At 34.6% G+C, this 20,756-nt stretch carries 18 protein-coding genes; 10 read left to right on the top strand and 8 right to left on the bottom strand.

Annotated features, from left to right (window positions below):
• Positions 1-186: 186 nt before the first annotated feature.
• From C4F50_RS19895 to C4F50_RS19885, 3 genes are all read right to left on the bottom strand, one after another.
• Complete coding sequence (locus C4F50_RS19895; protein WP_194140398.1) at positions 187-1,062, bottom strand: cell division protein FtsX; 876 nt, start codon at positions 1,060-1,062, stop codon at positions 187-189.
• Positions 1,063-1,369: 307 nt separating this feature from the next.
• Entirely contained in the window at positions 1,370-3,928 is a 2,559-nt protein-coding gene (locus C4F50_RS19890; RefSeq protein WP_194140397.1) for a TonB-dependent receptor, read from the bottom strand.
• Between the two features lie 236 nt (positions 3,929-4,164).
• Positions 4,165-4,512 (bottom strand): winged helix-turn-helix domain-containing protein, encoded by a 348-nt coding sequence (locus C4F50_RS19885; RefSeq protein WP_194140396.1) that lies wholly within the window; start codon positions 4,510-4,512, stop codon positions 4,165-4,167.
• Positions 4,513-4,900: 388 nt separating this feature from the next.
• Between C4F50_RS19885 and leuS the strand changes: the two genes are divergently transcribed.
• The 4 genes from leuS (at position 4,901) to C4F50_RS19865 (ending at position 10,230) form a co-directional block, all read left to right on the top strand.
• Positions 4,901-7,816: a leucine--tRNA ligase gene (gene leuS, locus C4F50_RS19880; protein ID WP_194140395.1), complete on the top strand. Its 2,916-nt coding sequence runs from the start codon at positions 4,901-4,903 to the stop codon at positions 7,814-7,816.
• A 522-nt stretch (positions 7,817-8,338) separates the two neighbouring features.
• Positions 8,339-9,187 (top strand): alpha/beta fold hydrolase, encoded by an 849-nt coding sequence (locus C4F50_RS19875; RefSeq protein ID WP_194140394.1) that lies wholly within the window; start codon positions 8,339-8,341, stop codon positions 9,185-9,187.
• A gap of 1 nt (position 9,188) precedes the next feature.
• On the top strand, positions 9,189-9,656 hold the full coding sequence (locus C4F50_RS19870) for an RNA polymerase sigma factor (protein ID WP_194140393.1): 468 nt from the start codon (positions 9,189-9,191) through the stop codon (positions 9,654-9,656).
• A complete protein-coding gene (locus tag C4F50_RS19865) occupies positions 9,649-10,230 on the top strand; it encodes a hypothetical protein (protein WP_194140392.1) in 582 nt (193 codons plus the stop codon). The genes C4F50_RS19870 and C4F50_RS19865 overlap by 8 nt, the downstream gene beginning before the upstream one ends.
• 79 nt (positions 10,231-10,309) lie before the next feature.
• On the opposite strand, the gene C4F50_RS19860 is transcribed toward C4F50_RS19865, so the two are convergent.
• A complete protein-coding gene (locus tag C4F50_RS19860) occupies positions 10,310-10,708 on the bottom strand; it encodes a hypothetical protein (protein WP_194140391.1) in 399 nt (132 codons plus the stop codon).
• Positions 10,709-10,883: 175 nt separating this feature from the next.
• Between C4F50_RS19860 and C4F50_RS19855 the strand changes: the two genes are divergently transcribed.
• The 3 genes from C4F50_RS19855 (at position 10,884) to C4F50_RS19845 (ending at position 14,296) form a co-directional block, all read left to right on the top strand.
• Complete coding sequence (locus tag C4F50_RS19855; protein WP_194140390.1) at positions 10,884-12,872, top strand: tetratricopeptide repeat-containing sensor histidine kinase; 1,989 nt, start codon at positions 10,884-10,886, stop codon at positions 12,870-12,872.
• Between the two features lie 2 nt (positions 12,873-12,874).
• Positions 12,875-13,504: a response regulator gene (locus C4F50_RS19850; RefSeq protein WP_228012092.1), complete on the top strand. Its 630-nt coding sequence runs from the start codon at positions 12,875-12,877 to the stop codon at positions 13,502-13,504.
• A gap of 105 nt (positions 13,505-13,609) precedes the next feature.
• Positions 13,610-14,296 carry a zinc metallopeptidase gene (locus tag C4F50_RS19845; RefSeq protein ID WP_194140389.1) on the top strand — a complete coding sequence of 229 codons (687 nt, stop codon included), beginning with the start codon at positions 13,610-13,612 and terminating at the stop codon, positions 14,294-14,296.
• A 444-nt stretch (positions 14,297-14,740) separates the two neighbouring features.
• Here C4F50_RS19845 and C4F50_RS19840 read toward each other — a convergent pair whose 3' ends face one another.
• The 3 genes from C4F50_RS19840 to C4F50_RS19830 all read right to left on the bottom strand — a co-directional run bounded on the left by C4F50_RS19840 (position 14,741) and on the right by C4F50_RS19830 (position 17,047).
• Positions 14,741-15,211 carry an Lrp/AsnC family transcriptional regulator gene (locus C4F50_RS19840; protein ID WP_026728380.1) on the bottom strand — a complete coding sequence of 157 codons (471 nt, stop codon included), beginning with the start codon at positions 15,209-15,211 and terminating at the stop codon, positions 14,741-14,743.
• 403 nt (positions 15,212-15,614) lie between these two features.
• Positions 15,615-16,364, bottom strand: coding sequence for a uroporphyrinogen-III synthase (locus tag C4F50_RS19835; protein WP_194140388.1), 750 nt, complete (start codon positions 16,362-16,364; stop codon positions 15,615-15,617).
• A 14-nt stretch (positions 16,365-16,378) separates the two neighbouring features.
• Entirely contained in the window at positions 16,379-17,047 is a 669-nt protein-coding gene (locus C4F50_RS19830) for a DUF4271 domain-containing protein (RefSeq protein WP_194140387.1), read from the bottom strand.
• Positions 17,048-17,153: 106 nt separating this feature from the next.
• Here C4F50_RS19830 and C4F50_RS19825 point away from each other — a divergent pair, with 106 nt between their 5' ends.
• The 3 genes from C4F50_RS19825 to C4F50_RS19815 are packed head-to-tail and all read left to right on the top strand — an operon-like array spanning position 17,154 to position 19,695.
• Complete coding sequence (locus tag C4F50_RS19825; protein ID WP_194140386.1) at positions 17,154-17,879, top strand: polyprenol monophosphomannose synthase; 726 nt, start codon at positions 17,154-17,156, stop codon at positions 17,877-17,879.
• 10 nt (positions 17,880-17,889) lie between these two features.
• A complete protein-coding gene (locus C4F50_RS19820; protein WP_194140385.1) occupies positions 17,890-19,230 on the top strand; it encodes a dihydroorotase in 1,341 nt (446 codons plus the stop codon).
• A 9-nt stretch (positions 19,231-19,239) separates the two neighbouring features.
• On the top strand, positions 19,240-19,695 hold the full coding sequence (locus C4F50_RS19815) for a DUF4296 domain-containing protein (RefSeq protein WP_194140384.1): 456 nt from the start codon (positions 19,240-19,242) through the stop codon (positions 19,693-19,695).
• On the opposite strand, the gene C4F50_RS19810 is transcribed toward C4F50_RS19815, so the two are convergent.
• On the bottom strand, positions 19,692-20,693 hold the full coding sequence (locus C4F50_RS19810) for an NAD-dependent epimerase/dehydratase family protein (RefSeq protein WP_194140383.1): 1,002 nt from the start codon (positions 20,691-20,693) through the stop codon (positions 19,692-19,694). The genes C4F50_RS19815 and C4F50_RS19810 overlap by 4 nt on opposite strands.
• Positions 20,694-20,756 lie beyond the last annotated feature (63 nt).

The following is a 20,756-nucleotide window of genomic DNA, read 5'->3' as shown; positions in this document are numbered from 1 at the left end:
TTATTCCTGATCAACTCAGAATTGGTATTTATTATCCATTAAAAGCCGAAGGCTTTTAAAATCTAAAATCTAAAATCTAAAATCTAAAATCTAAAATCTAAAATCTAAAATCTAAAATCTAAAATCTAAAATCTAAAATCTAAAATCTAAAATCTAAAATCTAAAATCTAAAATCTAAAATCTAAATTAATAAAGATCGTCTGTTCTTAAATTCAAGAAACGCTGTGTTGCAAAATGCGTGCTTATCCAAGTGATTAAAACACCTAATCCGAAAACTGCAAGTAAAACTAAAGCAATTAAAACTTTGTCTTCCAGAATTCCCAATCCAGGGAAATTGGTTTCTACATAAATTAAAAGTGCAATTAGAGCGATAATCGCCAAACCAGCACCCAGCATTCCTAATTTTACGCTTCGCATTACAAAAGGTTTACGAATAAAAGCTTTTGTAGCACCAACCATCTGCATGGTTTTGATGATAAAACGATTTGAATGTATCGATAAACGAAGCGAACTATTGATTAATAAAACGGCAATTACAGTAAGGAAACCGCTGATAATCAAAATCCACATACTTACTTTTCGGATGTTGTCGTTCACCAGATTTACCAATTGTTTGTCGTAAACAATATCAGAAATCATAGTATTTTGACGCAGACGGCTTTCGATTTTAGCGATACTGTCTCTCTCTACATAATCTGCTTTTAAGTGAATATCGTAGGAATTCAATAAAGGATTTTCTCCCAAAAAGGTTAAGAAATCTTCGCCGATAATATCGGTATGTTCTTTAGCAGCTTTTTCTTTAGAAACATAAACATAAGACAATGCAAAAGGAGCTTTTTTTAAGTCATTGTTAAAAGCTTTAATAATACTGTCATTAGCTTCGTTTTTGAAGAAAACCGTCATGGCGATTTTTTCTTTAAAATCATCCGCTAATTTTTTAGAATTAATAATGAACAATCCTAGTACTCCCAAAAGGAACAATACCAAGAAAACACTTAATACTACCGAAAAATAAGAGGAAATTAACCTGCGCTTTTGAAATTTATCAAAGTTAGAACTCATAGTATGCTTAAATTATGTGGTAAAAATAATAAAGAATTTCTTTATTTAAAGTTATTAACAAACTTTTATAGTATAAATGTACGATTTGATATTGAAATAAGAAATCTGAAAAATAGATTTAACCGCAAAGAGCGCAAAGTTTTAAGTAATGTTAGCAAAGTAAAGAAGAATAGCCACAGATTAAAAGAATTAAAAATGATTTTTAAATCCTTTAATTTGTGGCTGAAAAAAAATAGGCAAGTCTGCATTTTTGCGGTTCGAATTAACCTTTGCAGCTTTGTGCCTTTGCAGCTTTGAACCTTTTTTTCTAAATTTTATTCGTTTCCCAAACTAGTGACAAATAATACAATCCGCCGATTGAGGGCCCTCCTAGAATCGAAGTATAGGGTTTGTTGAGGATATTTGTTCCGCCTAATTTTGCTGAAATTCCTTTTTTGAAAGCATAATTTATCTGAGCATCCATAGACCAATAAGCAGGAACCGTTCCTGAAACCAAAAAAGAAACATAATCAAAATTGTTCTGATAGCGTGCCGTTGCGCTCGCGCCCAGATTTCGCCAGATATTATTGACCAATAAAGTTCCGTTTACATTAAATTCAGGCGTATTAAAACCATCTTCCAATCCGTCTTTGTCATCTGTTCGGTCAAGTTTGGTGTAGGTGAGATTTGTTAATGCCGTAAAAGTTTCGTCAATTCTGTATTTTAAACCTAAACTTCCGCCGTAATTAAAGATTTTACTTTTAGAATTCGTCCATAAGCGGTAACGACTTTGCGTTGTTCTGGAATATAAGGAGGTCGGAATCAAATTAGGATCTGTTGTATTCGGGATACTGGCTTCGACCTGCGCAATAAAATTTTTATAAGCATTGTAATAAAAATCGGCGTCAATATAAAGGGCATTATTTAAAGCAATGCCGCGAACCCCAATTTCAAAAGAATTTACAAATTCGGGTTTTAAATACGTATACGGATTTTTTTGAAGCGTGTTTTGGTTTTTTACAATCGCGGCCGCCTGTGTGAGACCTAATGTATTTACATCATTATTAACCTGCGACTGAAATTTATCTATTGAAGTTTTTGTATAAGAGTTTTCAAAAATACCATCAGACATAATTCTCAAACCTCCGACACGTTTTACGCCGCCCGAATTTACATTAGAAAAGCCTTCGAAAATACTCGGAAAGCGATAGCCATTTTGGTAAGAAGCTCTAAAATTCAGACTTTGTTTTGGGGAATATACTGCTGTAAATTGCGGTGTTAATTTAGCATCAAAATAATCGGCTTTGTCAATTCTCAACGTTGCTCCCAAACGCAGTTTACTTTCAAACAAATCTTTAGTTAACTGTGTAAAACCTCCAGTTTTTTGATAGGTCAGATTGCCGCCGTCATTTTTTGGATTGATGAAATAATTCCCGTCAGGAACAATAATATAATTTCTGTAATCAAAACCACTCAGCAATTTGGCATTGATTTTTTCGAAAAAAGGTATAAAAGCTTTATCCCAATTTAGCAAACCTTCTGCATGAACCAAAGTCGATTTTACGCGTAAAGCTGCGCCAATGTCCCAATTATTAATGTCGATTAATTCGTTTTTTTTGTTTTCGTATGCTTCAGTTCCAGGTTCAAAACGACCTTGATCAGATTGTGTTCGGGCAATTTTATGCGCCTCTGCAACTGTTGCTCCGTTTGTTACCGCGTTTTTATAAGCAGTACTATAATCTGCAAACCATTTATCATCAGATTTGTAAGCACGATCCATGTTTTCTGCCAGTGAGCGCAGGTTGTATGAGTTTCCTGTATTTTCGGTCGTGGCATATGCTTTTACTTGATAAATAGGCGTATGGTAATCAACCGCAAATTGATTCAATGTATAATCATTTAAGCTAAAGCGATTAGAGCGTTGATAAATCGTATTGATCAATGCCGTTTTATAAGTCAGCGAGAGTTCGTGATCTTTTTTTGGTCGAAAGTACAATCCAAAATCAGCTTTGTAATTTTTGATATCGTAATCAGAAATATCCGTTTCACGATAGCCCGTTCTTGCCACCACATAATTTTTTCCGTTTAGATTTAGTGTTTTTCGGTTTGCAGACTCGTTTCCGTAACCGTTTACTTCATCATAAGCGGGATTATCAATTCCGAATAAATTAGTAGAAGCATTTGCATTCGGAGCTAGATCGGTTCGGTCATCGGCAACCCAATCTTTTCCGCCGGTTGTCGAAGCATTTACTTTGAAAGCCAGTTTTTCGCTAAAAGCTTTTGCAAGTCGTAGATTAAACTGAGAATATACTTTTGGTGAAAACCGATCTACATTTCCAATGTGATTTACGCCCGTCAATTGCTGAATACTGATGCCTTGGTATTCAAAAGGATTTTTGGTTTGAATGTTTGCCAGACCGTTAATGGCATTCATTCCGTACAAAGCCGCCGCGGTTCCGGGAATAATTTCGATTTTGTCAATATCCAGATCATTGGCGCCCAAAGCGTTTGCAATTGGAGCACCCAAGTGTGGCGCCTGATTGTCGATTCCGTCAACCAATTGGGCAAAACGAACATTGGTAGAATTGGCAAAACCTCTCGTATTGATGACTTTAAAACCCAAACTCGGCGTAATAATTTGTACACCCTTTACGTTTTCTAAAGCCTCATAAATACTTGGAGAACCCATTATTTTGGCTTCCGCCGATTTTAATTGTTCAATACTAATCGGCGAGCGCATCCAGCTCTCAGAACGACGCGAAGCTGTAATTACAATTTCGTTTAATTCTTCTTTTTTGATACTGTCTTGGCTTTTTTTAGAATTTTCTATTTGAGAGAAACTTTTAAAACTTATAAAAAACAAGAATAAGTAAAGTTGTATCTTCATGATTTTACTATTTAAGCAGCATGTTTAAAGGTTGTGAAAGTACGGTGCCTTTTTCAGTGTGTTTTAAAATGAATACTGCTTGATTGAAAAATGGTTTTTAGTTAACAATAAAAATTAAAGCAATATGTTTTAAAATGAATACTGGTTTTTAGAGCAAAAAAACTATTTTTTTAGCTTCTAGAATATGATTAAAATCATCATTACAGTTCTGGAAACAATAATTACTGCTTATTAAATTACAATTTTAAATTTTGCGTTTCTTTCAAAGCAAAATCTTTAATGCGTTTTTCAACTTCATAAAATACTGCTATAGCACGTTCGCCGGCTTCGGTCAGTTTTGCGCCGCCGCCGCCTTTTCCGCCCAAAAGTTTTTCTACCAGCGGACTTTCAGCACGCTGATTCATTTCTTCTACCAATTGCCATGCTTGTCGATACGCCATTTTCATTTCTTTGGCTGCATTGGTAATCGAGCCGTTTTTTTGAATATTTTCTAAAAGCCAGACTTTCCCGATTCCCAAAAATGGACCCGAAGTTTCTTCGATCCAAATTCGGACTTCAATATTGTATTTTTTATTTTCTGACATTACTATGGTTTGTAAGAAAGCTCTTTTTTAAATGTGATTTTACAAAACATACAATTATTGTTTTGAACTATTTTTAAAAAGCATTTCGCATTATAAAAATACACATAGTTTTGTTATCTGTGAGAAATTTATTTCTATTAAATGTCTTTTGAGAATAAAAATCTATGTTTAAATGCATTAAAAAGCTCTAGTGAGAATCGCTACGTGTTTTTTTTGCATTTGCAATTATACGTATTTTTACTTAATTCAAAATAAGTATTTTTAGATTTTATTTGTTTGTCAGCGAAATAGCTTTGGTACAATCTACAATAAATGTAAATTTGCGCTGAATTCATAAAGTGATAAACCTTAGAAACTTTGTCACTTTGCAACTTTGTACCTTAAAAAAATGAAATACAATCCAAACGAAATAGAAGCCAAGTGGCAAAAATATTGGGCAGAAAAGCAAACTTTTGCGGCAAAAAACAACTCTGAAAAACCGAAGCACTATGTACTCGATATGTTTCCTTATCCATCTGGAGCAGGATTACACGTGGGGCATCCGCTGGGGTATATTGCATCAGATGTTTATTCTCGTTTTAAAAGACACCAAGGCTTCAATGTTTTGCATCCGATGGGTTATGACAGTTTCGGATTGCCTGCAGAACAATATGCGATTCAGACAGGACAACGCCCTGAAGATACAACGCGCGTAAATATTGACGGAGGTGTAGATAAAGAAGGAAAGCAGATTGCAGGATACAGAAAACAATTAGATAAAATCGGATTCTCTTTTGACTGGGCTCGTGAAGTACGTACGTCAAATCCTGATTATTACAAACATACACAATGGATTTTTATTCAATTGTTCAATTCTTGGTATTGCAGAAAACAAGGACAGGCTTTTGATATTTCAGAATTGGTAACGGTTTTTGAAGAAAGCGGAAACGCTTTGGTTGAAGCAGTGTGCGACGACAACGTAGCAATTTTTACTGCGGATGAATGGAAATCATATTCTGAAGATCAAAAAGAAAAAATCTTACTGCAATACAGAATGACCTACTTGGCAGAAACCGAGGTAAACTGGTGTCCTGGTTTAGGAACGGTTTTGGCAAATGACGAAATTGTAAACGGAGTTTCGGAGCGCGGCGGTTTTCCTGTTATAAGAAAAAAAATGACACAATGGAGCATGCGAATTTCTGCTTATGCAGAGCGCTTACTTCAAGGTTTAAATGATATTGACTGGAGCGAGTCTATAAAAGAATCTCAAAGAAACTGGATCGGGAAATCAGTCGGGGCGTTGGTTAAGTTTCAAGTTTCAAGTAGCAAGTCTCAGGAAGATGCGCAAAGTGAAGCAGCTTTAAACGTGAAACCTGAAACAAATTATATAGAAGTATTCACAACTCGTCCTGATACTATTTTTGGAGTGACTTTTATGACTTTGGCGCCAGAACATGATTTGGTGGCTAAAATTACAACTCCAGAACAAAAAGAAGCGGTTGAGACCTATATCGAAAAAACAGCAAAACGTTCTGAGCGTGAGCGTATGGCCGATGTAAAAACCATTTCGGGAGTATTTACAGGAGCTTATGCAGAACATCCTTTTACAAAAGAACCAATTCCGGTTTGGATTGGTGATTACGTTTTGGCAGGTTACGGAACTGGTGCTGTAATGGCGGTTCCTTGCGGAGACGAAAGAGATTATGCTTTTGCTAATTTCTTTAAAGGACAAAACGGAATGCCGGAAATCAAAAATATCTTCGCTAATGTTGATATTTCTGAAGCAGCTTACGGATCAAAAGACAACGTAGAAATCGCTAATTCTGATTTCTTAAACGGATTAAATTATAAAGACGCGACTAAAAAGGCAATTGCCAAATTAGAAGAAATCGGGCAGGGAACAGGAAAAACAAATTACCGTCTGCGTGATGCTGTTTTCTCTCGTCAGCGTTATTGGGGTGAACCTTTCCCGGTTTATTATGTAAACGGATTGCCTAAAATGATTGATGCACAGCATTTGCCAATTATTTTGCCGGAAGTGGAGAAATATTTACCAACAGAAGACGGTTTGCCTCCGTTAGGAAACGCAGCTGTTTGGGCTTGGGATACTGCTAAGTCAGCAGTGGTTAGTACTGAGTTGATTGACAATGTTACTATTTTTCCATTAGAATTGAACACGATGCCAGGTTGGGCGGGAAGTTCATGGTACTGGATGCGTTACATGGATGCACACAACGAAAATGAATTTGCAAGCAAAGAAGCGTTAGCTTATTGGGAAAGTGTAGATTTATACATTGGCGGAAGCGAACACGCAACAGGTCACTTATTGTATTCTCGTTTCTGGAATAAATTCTTAAAAGACAAAGGTTTTGCTCCAACAGAAGAACCATTCAAAAAACTGATCAATCAGGGAATGATTTTGGGAACTACAGCTTATGTTTACAGATTGGAAGGAACAAATACTTTTGTGTCTAAGAATAAAATTGAAGGTCAAAATGTACAGCCAATTCGTGTTGATGTTCATTTTGTTAATTCTTCTGATGAATTAAATATTGAAAAGTTCAAAGCTTGGAGAGAAGATTTTAATACAGCAGAATTTATTTTTGATGAAAATGGAAAATACATTGTAGGTCGTGAAGTCGAAAAAATGTCGAAATCATATTACAATGTTGTCACTCCAGATGATATTTGTGCTGAATACGGCGCTGATACATTACGTTTGTACGAAATGTTTTTAGGTCCGTTAGAGCAGGCAAAACCTTGGAATACGGCTGGTATTTCTGGTGTATTTGGTTTCTTGAAAAAATTATGGAGATTGTATTTTGATGATAATGGTTTAATCGTAAACAACGACGAACCAACAAAAGACAACTTAAAATCGTTGCATAAAACGATCAAAAAAGTAGCTGATGATATTGAGAATTTCTCTTTCAATACTTCGGTATCTCAATTTATGATTTGTGTGAATGAATTGTCTTCTCAAAATTGTCATTCAAGAACGATTTTAGAACCATTAGCTATTTTGGTTTCGCCATACGCACCGCATATTGCAGAAGAATTATGGTCGCAATTAGGACATACAACTTCTATTTCAGAAGTTCCATTCCCAGTTTTTGAAGCGAAACATTTGGTTGAAACGAATAAAGAATACCCAGTTTCTTTCAACGGAAAAATGCGTTTCACCATCGAATTGCCTTTGGATTTAACCAAAGAACAAATCGAAGAAATCGTAATGAAAGACGAAAGAACACAAAAACAATTAGACGGAAGAACTCCAAATAAAGTGATTATTGTTCCTGGTAAAATAATTAACCTTGTAGGGTAATTATTTAAAATTTCAATATTTAAAATTCCAAATTCCAATTTTACGATTGGGGTTTGGGATTTTTTTTTGTCTCTTTTTGTCAGTCTGAGCGAAGTCGAAGACCATATAAGTGACTCTACAAAGATTGGCGATTTTCTTTACGGAGCTTCGTGCGTGGTCTTCGACTTCGCTCAGACAGACAATGCATAAAGTTTGCCGAAGCTTCGGGAGAGAAAATCTCCGCAAGTAACTCTACAAAGAGTGGCGATTTTGATTGCGGAGCTTCTTGCGTGGTCTTCGACTTCGCTCAGACAGACAAACTATGCATTTTGCCAAATAAAAATTAGTGGAAATTGGTGCAATTTGTGGCAAAAAAACTTTGCGCTCTTTGCGTAAACCTTCGCGTACTTTGCGGTTAAAAACCCTTACCAACATTGAGATTTGGAATTTTATCATTAAAAGTTAAAAAACTTTTGTAACATTTTAATAGTTGTCGTATCCAAAGCATGGATCCGATTATTTATAAACTTAAAAACTATTAAAATGAAAAAGTATATCATATTAGTTATCGCATTCTTATTTTCGGCCTTATGTTTAAATGTTTTTGCACAGACAAAATCATATCCGTTTGAAGTTGTAAAAACGGGAACTGGAAAGCAATCCATTATATTTATTCCAGGATTTGCGTCTTCTGGAGAAGTTTGGAATGAAACAAAAGCCAATTTTGAAAAAAAATATACTTGTTATACCTTAACAATGGCCGGATTTGCAGGAACAAAACCAGAAGCGAATCCGTCATTTAAAAATTGGGAAGACGGTATTGCAGCATTCATTAAAGACAAAAAAATAGAAAAACCAATTATTGTAGGCCATAGTATGGGCGGTGGTTTAGCATTGGCAATTGCTTCAGATTATCCAGAATTGGCAGAAAGCATAGTAGTTGTAGATGCACTTCCTTGTCTGGCAGCGTTGACAGATCCTTCATTTCAATCCAAAGAAAAGAATGATTGTTCTGCAGCCGTAACGCAAATCACTGCTTTGAATGAAAAACAATTTTACGATATGCAAAAACAAACCATGCCAAGACTTTTATCAGATCAGTCAAAATTGGAAATGGTAGTAGACTGGAGCGTTAAATCAGACAGAAAAACCTTTGCCGAAATGTACTGCGATTTCTATAATATCGATTTGAGAGAGAAAATCGCTTCGATAAAATGTCCGTCATTAATTTTATTAGAATCTTATTTTATAAATTTAAAACCAGCAATTGAAGATCAATATAAAAATTTAAAAACAGCTGCTTTTAAGTATGCTGATAAAGGATTGCATTTTATAATGTATGACGATACAGTTTGGTACATGGCTCAATTGAATAACTTCATAAAATCTTAGAATGGAATTTGAAGAAATCTACAAAACGTATTGGGATCGAATTTTCAGGCTTTGCATGGGGTTTGTAAACGATCACAGTGCGGCGCAGGATTTGGCTCAGGAAACTTTTATCATTGTTTGGCAAAAACTCGAAACCTTTAGAAACGAATCGAGTATCGGAACATGGATTTTTAGAATTGCTGCTAACAACTGCCTGCGGCAGATCGAAAAAGAAAAGCGTTTTCCGAAATCGGATCTTCCAATAAATTTAAGCGAAGAAAAACAGCAGTCTATAGAGCCGCAGATTCAGTTTTTGTACAAATGCATTGCCGAACTTCCAGAAGCCGATCGTATTATTATTTCATTAGAATTAGAAGAAATTAAACAGGCAGAGATTGCTAAAATCGTCGGGATTTCTGAAGCAAATGTGCGGGTTAAAATTCATAGAATAAAAGAAAAACTGACTCAAAAATTTAAACAAAATGGATAATATAGATTTCAACGATTTATGGAAAAAACAAACCGTAAGTCAGTCCAGTATAGAAGATTTAAAAAATAGAATAAAACAATTTAAGAAAGCTTCTCTGCGCAGTGTATTAAAAACCAATCTGGTGCTTTTTGCAACTTCTGCTTTTATCATTTTTATCTGGATTTATTACCAGCCGCAGTTTATTTCGACAAAAATCGGAATTGTTGTAACGATCTTGGCAATGGTGATTTATGTAGTAGTTTACAATCGTTTGTTAAAACATTATAAAGAAATTGATGCCAATTTGACCAATCAGGAGTATCTCCAGAAATTAATAGTCATCAAAAAGAAACAACAATTTATGCAGACAAAAGTATTGAGCTTGTATTTCTTGTTATTAATGGCTGGAATCTTTTTGTACATGTATGAGTATGCCTCGAGAATGAAATTGTATCTGGCCTTAATAACCTATGGCGTAACCTTTTTGTGGATTGCTTTTAATTGGTTTTATATTCGTCCGAAACAAATTAAAAAACATCAGGATAAGATAAACAGCCTTGTCGAAAAGTTTGAAGAAATAAACAATCAGTTCTAATAAAAAAAGAAGCCTCGTAACGATTACGAGGCTTTACTTTTTCCAAAAACAAAAAAAAAATTAAATTCTAAATGCGAATTTATATGGGAAATACGTGAGCAGTAAGAGATGCTGTTACAATGCCATCGCTGTTTGCTTTTGCAGTAAGTTCGTTTACAATTTTTCCTCCAACATACATTTTAACAGTGATAGTTTGTCCGTCAACTCCGCCGTAACCACCTGCAGATATAGTTGCTCCACTAGATTTTGGTTCAGCTGTAAATTCTTTAACCCATGGAAGAGCATTAATATCTTCGCTTAAAGCATTCCCGCCTTTTTCCATATAAGTTGTAGAAAGTTTCCCTGTAAAATTTCCTGTTACTTCATATTTTACGTCTCTAGAGCTGCCTGATGCATTATCGTCATTATCACTGCTGCAAGAACCAATTGTAAATGCAAGTGTTACCACCAGCATAATTTTTTTCAAATGTGTTTTCATGTTCCAGTTTTTAAGTCATTAATATTTGAAATAATCTATGAACAAAGTTAGAATCTAGACTAAGTGACCACAATACCTGATAAAGTGTATTTTTTTTTACCTGATATCAGGTAAAAAATGCTTTCTTTCTTTTGTGGGGTATTTTGTTTTAATAACTTTGGCTAAATACCACCACATGAAGAAATTTTACGCCTGTTTTATATTTTTGTTTTTTTCTGTCTGCTCGTATTCTCAAGTTATTCTTTCTTTGGATGATGACAGAGTTTATATTGACAGTATTGTTAATATTACTAAAAACACAAAATCAGATAGTGTAAAATGTTTGAATAGTTTCAGACTTTCGAAGTTGTTTTTAATGGTTCAGGATGCCAAAAGTTCTAAAGAATATTTGGAACAGGCGAATCGGCTGAAAACCAAATTTCCTTTTTTACAAGACGCTTCGCTTTTTTACAATGCCTCTGGTTTTGTAGAAAAAGGTGATTTTGCAGGGTTTGAGAAAACACTGCTCGATGCCAATTCAAAACTTAAAAAATACTACAACAAAGAAGCCTACCGTCTTCGCGCCATAGTGCTCCAGAATTACGGAATCATGCAGCAGCGCAAGAATAACGAAAATGCGTATATGAAGCTGTTGGTTAACGAAGCAATCCCAGTTGCGAAAAAAAGCGGCGATTACGAATTAATAAGTGCATTGAATAAAGCAGTTGCGATTATTTTTATGAATAATAGCGAACGCGAAAAAGCTGCCGAATATCTGGATCAGGCTCAAAAATATATTGAATTTGCTACTAAAAAATCTCCAACTTTGGCAGAATCCAAAATAGAGACTTATATTATAAATGCTGAAAATCTGGTAGAACTCAAACATTTTTATGATGCTGAAAAAGTGTTGGAAAAAGCATTTTTAACGCTCCAAAAACATCCCGATTCCAACCTGAATGATTCTTATTTTTATTCGGAAGGAATTTATTTTGCTAAACAAAACAAACATAAAGAAGCTTTGGCAAGTTTTGAAAAAGGCATAAAGTCTTCTGAAAAACATCAAAATACAATTGCATTAAACCGATTGAAATTTGCTGAATATGAAGTGTTTTTTAAATTAAGAAATTTTGCTGAAGCCAAAAGAAATCTGGAATATTTAGTAGAAAAAACACCTTTTATAATTGATAAAAAGAACTACTACAAAGAGTTGTCAAAGATTTATAATGCTACAAAAGATTTTTCGCGAGCCTATTATTATTCGAACAAATACAATATTATAAACGACAGCCTTAATGGAGTACAATTAAAAAACGAAATTGTCGAGCTGGAAGCGAAATATAAAAAAGCCGAAAGCGAGAAAAAAATTTCGCTGCTGCAGTCCGAAAATGAGAAAGCAGTTTTGCAGGTCAATAATAACCGATTGAACTCGATGTTGTTTGCGGTGCTTTCGTTTCTTTTGTTTTTAACTGTTTTGTTTTTATGGATTTATAATAATTATCAAAAAAAGTTAAGCTTTCAGAAAGAAGTCAATCTGCAGCAAGAACTGGATTCGTTGGAAAATCGGGAGAAATTGTCTATCTCCAATGCATTGATTGAAGGGGAAGAAGTAGAAAGAAAAAGAATTGCCAGAGATTTGCACGATGGACTCGGAAGTATGCTTTCTGGGCTTAAAATGCATTTGAATCTGGCAGATAAAGAAAAAGGTGTAGACACGTCAAACATCAATTTGATGCTGAACAATTCGATTAAAGAGCTTCGGAATATTTCTCAAAATTTGATGCCCGAGAGTTTAATGAAATTAGGCTTAGAACATGCTTTAAGAGATTTGTGCGCATCACATTCTAATTCACAAACGATAATTGAATTTCAATATCTGATAAAAAAAACCGCTTTCCCGCAGCATTTTAAAATCGTCATTTTTAGAATTATTCAGGAACTTTTAAATAATGCTTTGAAGTATTCTAAAGCCTCAGAAATCTTAGTTTCCTGCTCACAGAACAAAGATGTATTTTTTATCACGGTAGAAGATAATGGGGTTGGTTTTAATGTTGAAGAAGCGGAACAACGTGACGGAATGGGATTGCGGAATATTAAGAACCGAGTAGCGTTCTTGGATGGAAAAATAGAAATTGACTCAGAAATTGGAAAAGGAACTTCGACTTATATCGAATTAAAAATATAAAAATGAATTATAAAACGGTAATTGTAGACGACCATCCAATAGTGATTTCGGGAATTGCAGGCTTATTGTCGGATTTGGAAAATATTGTAATCGTCGAAAAATTCGAATCGGGAGTGGCTCTTTTAGAATATATTGAAGATCATAAAGTGGATTTGATTTTAATGGATATTTTTCTGCCGGTTATAAACGGAGTTGATCTTTGTAAAACGATTAAACAAAAATATCCGAAAATGGTAATTATCGGCATGAGCAGTCAGTCAGAGCGCAGTCTGGTGATGCAGTTTATTCAGAACGGAGGAAATGGCTATGTTTTAAAGAATGCGTCTTTTGATGAGTTTAAGGATTGTATTTATAAAGCGATTGAGGGTGAAATTGTTTTTAGCGAAGAGGTAAAAACGATTATCAGTCAGCCGTTATCTGAAGAATTGGAACGGATTCCGAGTTTAAGCAGAAGAGAACGCGATATCGCACTGCTGCTTTCGCAGGGAAAATCGACACAGGAAATTGCAGATGATTTGTTCCTGAGTTTTCTAACAGTCCAGACGCACCGCCGAAACATTCTTCAAAAATATAAAATGAAAAATGTGGCAGAATTAATCGCATTCCTGCTCAAAAATAATCTTTTGAACTAGACAAAATTGGTAAGAAAATGTCAAGTTGGCATTTTGTTAATTTGGTTCATATTTTGATGTTTGTTTTGTAACTTTAAATTATTAAATCAAAAAACACAAAGAAATATGGGGTATGGATATTTAATTATTGCTGGAGCTATCATGTTATTCAGCTGGCTTGTAAGTGCTCAGCTGAAGAGTAAATTTGAATTGTATTCGAAATTACAATTGAGAAACGGAATGAGCGGCCGTGAAATTGCAGAAAAAATGCTTGCTGATAACGGAATTACAGATGTACGGGTAATCTCGACACCTGGTCAGTTAACCGATCATTATAATCCTTCAGATAAAACAGTAAATTTAAGCGAAGCAGTTTACAATCATAGAAATGCCGCCGCTGCCGCAGTTGCAGCACACGAATGCGGGCACGCGGTACAGCACGCAATTGGTTACGAATGGCTGACGATGCGTTCTAAATTGGTGCCGATTGTAAGCGTAGCATCCAACTATGTGCAGTGGATTCTAATTGCCGGAATTTTGATGATCAAAGTTTTTCCGGGATTATTATTAATAGGAATCATCATTTTTGCAGCGACAACTTTGTTTTCGGTAATTACACTTCCGGTAGAATATGACGCTAGTAATCGTGCTTTGGCTTGGCTGCAAAACAAACACATGCTGACGCCAGAAGAACAAGCAGGAGCAAAAGATGCTTTAAAATGGGCAGCAAGAACGTATGTTGTTGCGGCAATTGGTTCTATAGCAACGCTGTTGTACTATATCTCTATTTATTCGGGAAACAGAAGGAATTAAATAATTGAGATAATTGGTCGATTAGCGAATTAGTCAATTAGAAAATTTATAGCAAACCCGGCAGATTTTTAAATCTGTCGGGTTTTTGTTTTATAGGTTTGCGTATTTTAGAATTAAGAATAGAATTATCCATATTCCTGAAATGATATAAATACAGTTTAGATATTGTTTGTTTTCGGATCTGTTGTATTTGAAATAAAGGATTAAAGTGTAAATAACACTAATTGGGACTGATAATAAAAACAATAAAAAACCTAAGCCTGGAGTACAGACCCCGCTTGGAGCAGTTTTTTCTCCAATGTAAGTAAGTATAGCATATATCGTAAAAAATAATATTGTTTTAATTTCAGGTCTAATAGTATTTAACATCGGTTTTATTGGGATTTGGAATTTGTTTTTTGAGATTTAAAATATCTAATTTTCAAATTATAACATTATCTAATTCTAAAGCTGTATTTGCCTGTCAATCTGCTGATCCAGCGAAATAAATGTCTCGGTTCTGGAAACGCCTTCAATTGCTTGAATTTTATTGTTTAAAAGCGACATTAAATGTTCGTTGTCTCGGCAAATGATTTTAATCAGTACGGACCAGTTTCCTGTGGTATAGTGGCATTCTAAAACTTCAGGAATTTTTCTAAGCTCTTTTACTGCTTCAGAATTTCGGGAAGCTTTGTCAAGATAAACACCGATAAAAGCCATTGTATTGTAACCTAGGACTTTTGGGTTTACGGTAAATTTTGAACCAGAAATGACACCAGATTGCTCGAGTTTTTTCAATCTCTGATGTATGGCGGCTCCAGAAATTCCGATTTTATTGGCAATCTGCAGAATTGGTTTTCGGGCATCGTCCATTAAGTAGCGCAGGATTTCTTTGTCGATACCGTCTATTTCAATTAATAGGGAATTGATTTTCATAACTTAAAATTTGAAACTATTTTTTGTGATTTGGGTTTGGAATAGAAATCAAATGTAGTTAAAAGGTGTTGAAAATAAAATTCTAGTATTTAATAAAGTAAATTCCAATTTTTAAATTCCAAATTCCAACTTTAGAAAATAGTCTGTGTTTTAATTTTGGTATGTGGCGGCATAGTATAGTTTTAACTGCAAAGTCTGCAAGGATTTTTAAATTTTATTGTTTAATTGTCTAAAGTTCGCAAAGCTTTGCATTGATACAGTTTCGCGAACTTTAGATTTACACAGAACTTAAAGATAGAAAAACCTTGGGGAATTTGCGGTTAAAAAATACTTCAAAAAAAAATCCAAATTCCAAGTGATTAGTTTGGGATTTGGATTTTTAAATATTGTAATTTCTTCGGTTTTATTTGGCTTTGTTGGCTTCGGCAATATATTTTTCTAATGCCATTGTCATCGAAGGTGTTTCTGGAGTCGGAGCAAGAATATCAATTCTTAAACCGTGATCCAAAGCTTCTTTTTGAGTTGTGCTTCCAAAAACAGCGATTCGAGTGTTGTTTTGTTTAAAGTCTGGGAAGTTTTTAAACAAAGATTTGATTCCTGTTGGGCTGAAAAAAGCTAAAACGTCATAATAAACATCCGCAAGATCAGACAAGTCACTCATTACAGTTTTGTAAAAAATAGCTTGTGCCCAATCTACTTTAAGACCGTTAAGTGTTACAGGCGCATCTGCATTTAATTGATCAGATGCTGGAAGTAAAAATTTTTCGTCTTTGTACTTCTTAATTAATGGAGATAAATCTGCAAAATCTTTTGCTCCTACGTAAATTTTACGTTTTCTGTAAACAACGTACTTTTGAAGATAAAACGCTACAGCTTCAGATTGACAAAAATATTTCAATCCTTCAGGAACTTTGTAACGCATTTCATCAGCCACTCTAAAAAAATGATCTACAGCATTTCGACTTGTTAAAATGATCGCAGTGTAATGATTAAGATCGATTTTTTGTAATCGAATCTCTTTTGCGCTAACCCCTTCCACATGAATAAATGGTCTGAAATCAATTTTTATTTTGTGTTTTTGTTGGAGCTCAAAGTAAGGAGAATTCTCCACTTTAGGTTCAGGCTGTGACACCAAAATTGTTTTCACTTTCATATTATAAACATTTTCTAAGCACTCCCTTTTATTATCCAATAATACATAAGATAATAAGGGGCTATTTCAAGAGCGCAAAGATACAAAATAAAATAAAATAACTTACTGATTATTGCATTTTGATATGTTTTAATTGAAATAAAGTAAGAGTATACGCTAATACACAGCGAAATGCCTATGATTGTTAGGGGTACAATTTTTGGAATATTGTTGTAATAAAATAAAACAGCGTTAATTGGGAGGATTAAAAGGCCTATATAAGTTCTGTAAGTTACTTTTTGTAAGTTAAAAAGCTCTACAAACTCATCAATATTAAAAGAAGCTGCTACAATTTTTTCGATTAAATATTTCCCCAAAATAAAATAAAGCAGAAAAGTGGCGATCTGAATAAACAAAATCCAGTCGGTTTTTTCGGCATAACCAAAAATGTTCAACGTAAGCAGAATAAAAAAGGCGTACGATATAATCTGTACAAAGAACAAGCCTACTGTAAAACTGCTTTTTAAGTGGTTATTGTCACGATAAATCTTAGCGTATTTATCAGAAAAAATAAGCTTGCTGAATTCACTGAATCTAGTTTCGTAAGCAGATTTTGTCATGGCAACAACAGCAAAGGCCAGCACGAATAAAAGTGTTGCCCAGTCTTTGTTTTCAAGAATTCGAGGGTGAAGTTGTTCAATCATAGCGATACAAAATTAGTAATTTTTTGGTGCAATACTTTTATTATATATTTATTATGAATCAAATGCTATAAAAAGTTTACTTTTGCGGTGAAATTACCGAGATAAAATGAATGATAGTATTGTCATAATCCCCACATATAACGAAATTGAGAACATAGAAAGTATAGTAAGAGCTGTACTTTCGCAGCATAAATCTTTTCACTTGCTGATTATCGATGATAATTCTCCAGATCACACGGCAAAAAAAGTAATTGCTTTGCAGGAAGAATTTCCAGACAAACTTTTTTTAGAACAAAGAGCCAAAAAATCAGGTTTAGGAACGGCATATGTTCATGGCTTTAAGTGGTCGTTAGAGCGCGATTATCAATTTATTTTTGAAATGGACGCTGATTTTTCGCACAATCCAAACGATTTAGAAAAATTATATGATGCATGCCACTTTGGCGGCGCAGATCTTGCTATTGGTTCTCGTTATGTAAAGGGGGTAAATGTGGTTAACTGGCCGTTAAGCCGTGTCTTAATGTCGTATTTCGCATCTGTTTATGTGAAGTTTATTACCGGAATGAAAATTCACGATGCAACTGCAGGTTTTGTTTGTTACAAAAGAGAAGTTTTAGAAAAGATCAATCTCAATAAAATAAAGTTTGTTGGCTACGCGTTTCAAATCGAGATGAAGTACAGAACCTACTGTGCCAAATTTCAAATTACCGAAGTTCCGATTATTTTTACAGACCGTACAAAAGGGGTTTCTAAAATGAGTAATGCTATTATTAAAGAAGCTATACTTGGGGTAATTTCGCTGAGATTAAGAAAACTATTCAATTCATTATAAAACAATCGCGATGAACAGGATTTTAATAAAGAATGCCAAAATTGTAAACGAAGGAAAAATTTCTGAAGGTGATGTTTTGATAGAAAATGATTTGATTGTTGAAATTGCCGATAGTATTTCGCTTAAAACATCAGATTGTATCGTAATAGATGCTGAGGGCAATTATTTAATGCCCGGTGCGATTGACGATCAAGTACATTTTAGAGAACCTGGATTAACACACAAAGGAGATATCGAATCGGAGTCGCGTGCAGCGGTTGCGGGTGGTATTACCTCTTTTATAGAACAGCCCAATACGGTTCCGAACGCGGTTACTCAGGAAATATTAGAAGATAAATATAGTATTGCTTCTGAAAAATCATTTGCGAATTATTCTTTTATGATGGGAGCAACGAATGATAATTTGGATGAAGTTTTAAAAACGAATCCAAAAAATGTTGCTGGAATTAAAATTTTCTTAGGATCTTCGACAGGTAATATGCTGGTTGACAATGAAGCAGTTTTAGAAAAGATTTTTTCGAGCACGCCTATGTTAATTGCTGTTCATTGTGAAGATGAAACTACGATTAAAAATAATTTAGCAGCGTTTAAAGAACAATACGGGGATGATGTTCCTGTAACGGCACACAACTTAATTAGAAGTGCAGAAGCTTGTTATATTTCTTCTTCAAAAGCTGTGGCTTTGGCAAAAAGAACGGGAGCCAGACTTCATATTTTTCATCTTTCGACTGCAAAAGAAATGGAATTATTTACGAATAAAATTCCGTTGGAAGATAAAAAAATTACAGCCGAGGTTTGTGTACATCATCTGTGGTTTACTGATGAAGATTATAAAACAAAAGGCAATTTTATTAAATGGAATCCTGCGGTGAAAACGGCTGAAGATCGTGCCGAACTATGGAAAGCTTTAAATGACGGAAGAATTGATGTCATTGCAACCGATCACGCTCCTCATACAAAAGAAGAAAAACAACAGTCATATTTGAATGCGCCATCTGGAGGGCCGCTTGTGCAGCACGCTGTTGTGGCAATGTTTGAAGCGTATCATCAAGGTAAAATCAGCGTGGAGAAAATCGTAGAAAAAATGTGTCACAATCCAGCTAAAATTTTCAAAATAGAAAAAAGAGGTTTTATCAAAGAAGGATATTTTGCCGATTTGGTTATTGTAAATCCGAGTCTGCCGTGGAGTGTGAATCAAGATAATATTTTGGCAAAATGCGGCTGGTCTCCATTTGAAGGTTTTACTTTTAGATCCAGAATTACACATACATTTGTAAATGGCGAATTGCTATACAACAACTTCAAAGTAAAAGATTCCAGAGCTGGAAAAAGATTATTGTTTGACAGATAAAAGATAACTATGAAGAATTTTATAGTATTACTATTAGTTTTGGTTCTTTCTGTAAGCTGCAAAAAAGAGCTTGTAAAACAGCCGGCAAAACTTATTGAGAGAGGTAAAATGGTTGATATTATGTATGACTTGTCGCTGCTAGATGCTATTCGATATCAAAAACCATTGTCTTTGGATTCTATTGACAGCAGTCCGACAAAATTTATTTTAAAAAAATACAAAGTAGACAGCCTTCAGTTTGCACAGAATAATATCTATTATGCGGCAGATTACGAAACTTATAAAGACATGTTTGATGAAGTTTCTGACAGGCTGGCCAGAAACCAAAGAGCTGTGGATTCTATAGTAAAATTAGAAGAGAAAAAGGCAGCAAAAGCAAATAAAAAGAAGCCGGGATCAAAAACAAATGACACTATAAAGAAACCAGAATTAATTACAGATCCTAATATTCCTCAAGACCGTTAATTATCAGCGGTGCTTTTTATATAAAGATAAACATCAGAAAAAACCGTTCCCAGAGCGGTTTTTATTTTTTCATTAGAATACAGATTTTTAGAATAGGAAGCTTTTGCTGTGGCTTTTGTAATACTTCTTCTTCTGAAAAATAAAGTCGAAAACAACCAGTCTGCCATCCAAAGGAAATGCATAAAAAAGGGCTTGGCATGAATCGATGGTCTTTTTACTTTTAAAGTGTCCGCCACAGTATTTAGGATTTCTTTAAAAACAATATTGGCAGCAATTAAGGTAAAACGTTCATTTTTGATATCGCTTTTCATTAACTGAAACGTAATTTTTACCACATCCGTTACGGTTATAAAACCAGTGCTTCCAAGTGTATAGAATCTAAGTCCATCAGCGACTTTTTTGTAGATTTCGGCACTTCCCTGATCAAAAATTTTGTTTTTAGAAAGCGGTCCTAAGATCACTCCAGGATTTACAATAATAACGTCAAGACCTTCCTGCTGTGCGCGCCATACTTCCATCTCCGCGCCATATTTAGAAATAGCATAATCGCTGTGGTGCTTTTCTGGATTCCAGTCGGTTTCTTCTGTGATTTCTTTTTCGTGAGGTGCAAGGTCTCCAAGTGCAGCAATAGAGCTTACAAAACAAAATTTCTGAATTTTATAGGCAAGAGAAAAATTCACCATATTGGCGGTGCCTTCGATGTTGGTTTTTCGAAGTTTTTCTTCGTCTTTAGGATCAAAAGAAATTAATGCGGCGCAGTGGTATACATGGGTAATTCCCGCAAATGCAGTTTCGAGTGAAGGAATGTCTAAAATATCGGTTTCAAGCCAGTTAATTTTTTCAAACAAAGCTGTTTTTTTGTAAAAATCAAAAACTGCTTTTGTCTTCTGAATATTATTTTCGCTTCTGTAAATTGCCCGGACATTTTCTCCATTTTCTATTAAATGCAGTAATAAATGTGCGCCGACTAAGCCTGTTCCTCCAGTTACTAATACCATTTTGTAAAGATAAGTTTTTGGTTTAAAGGTGCAAAGTGGCAAAGGCACAAAGTTGCAAAGGTT

The sequence above is a fragment of the Flavobacterium hungaricum genome, assembly GCF_015182285.1.
Classification (GTDB): domain Bacteria; phylum Bacteroidota; class Bacteroidia; order Flavobacteriales; family Flavobacteriaceae; genus Flavobacterium; species Flavobacterium hungaricum.
This window is presented reverse-complemented; position numbering and strand designations above follow the sequence as displayed.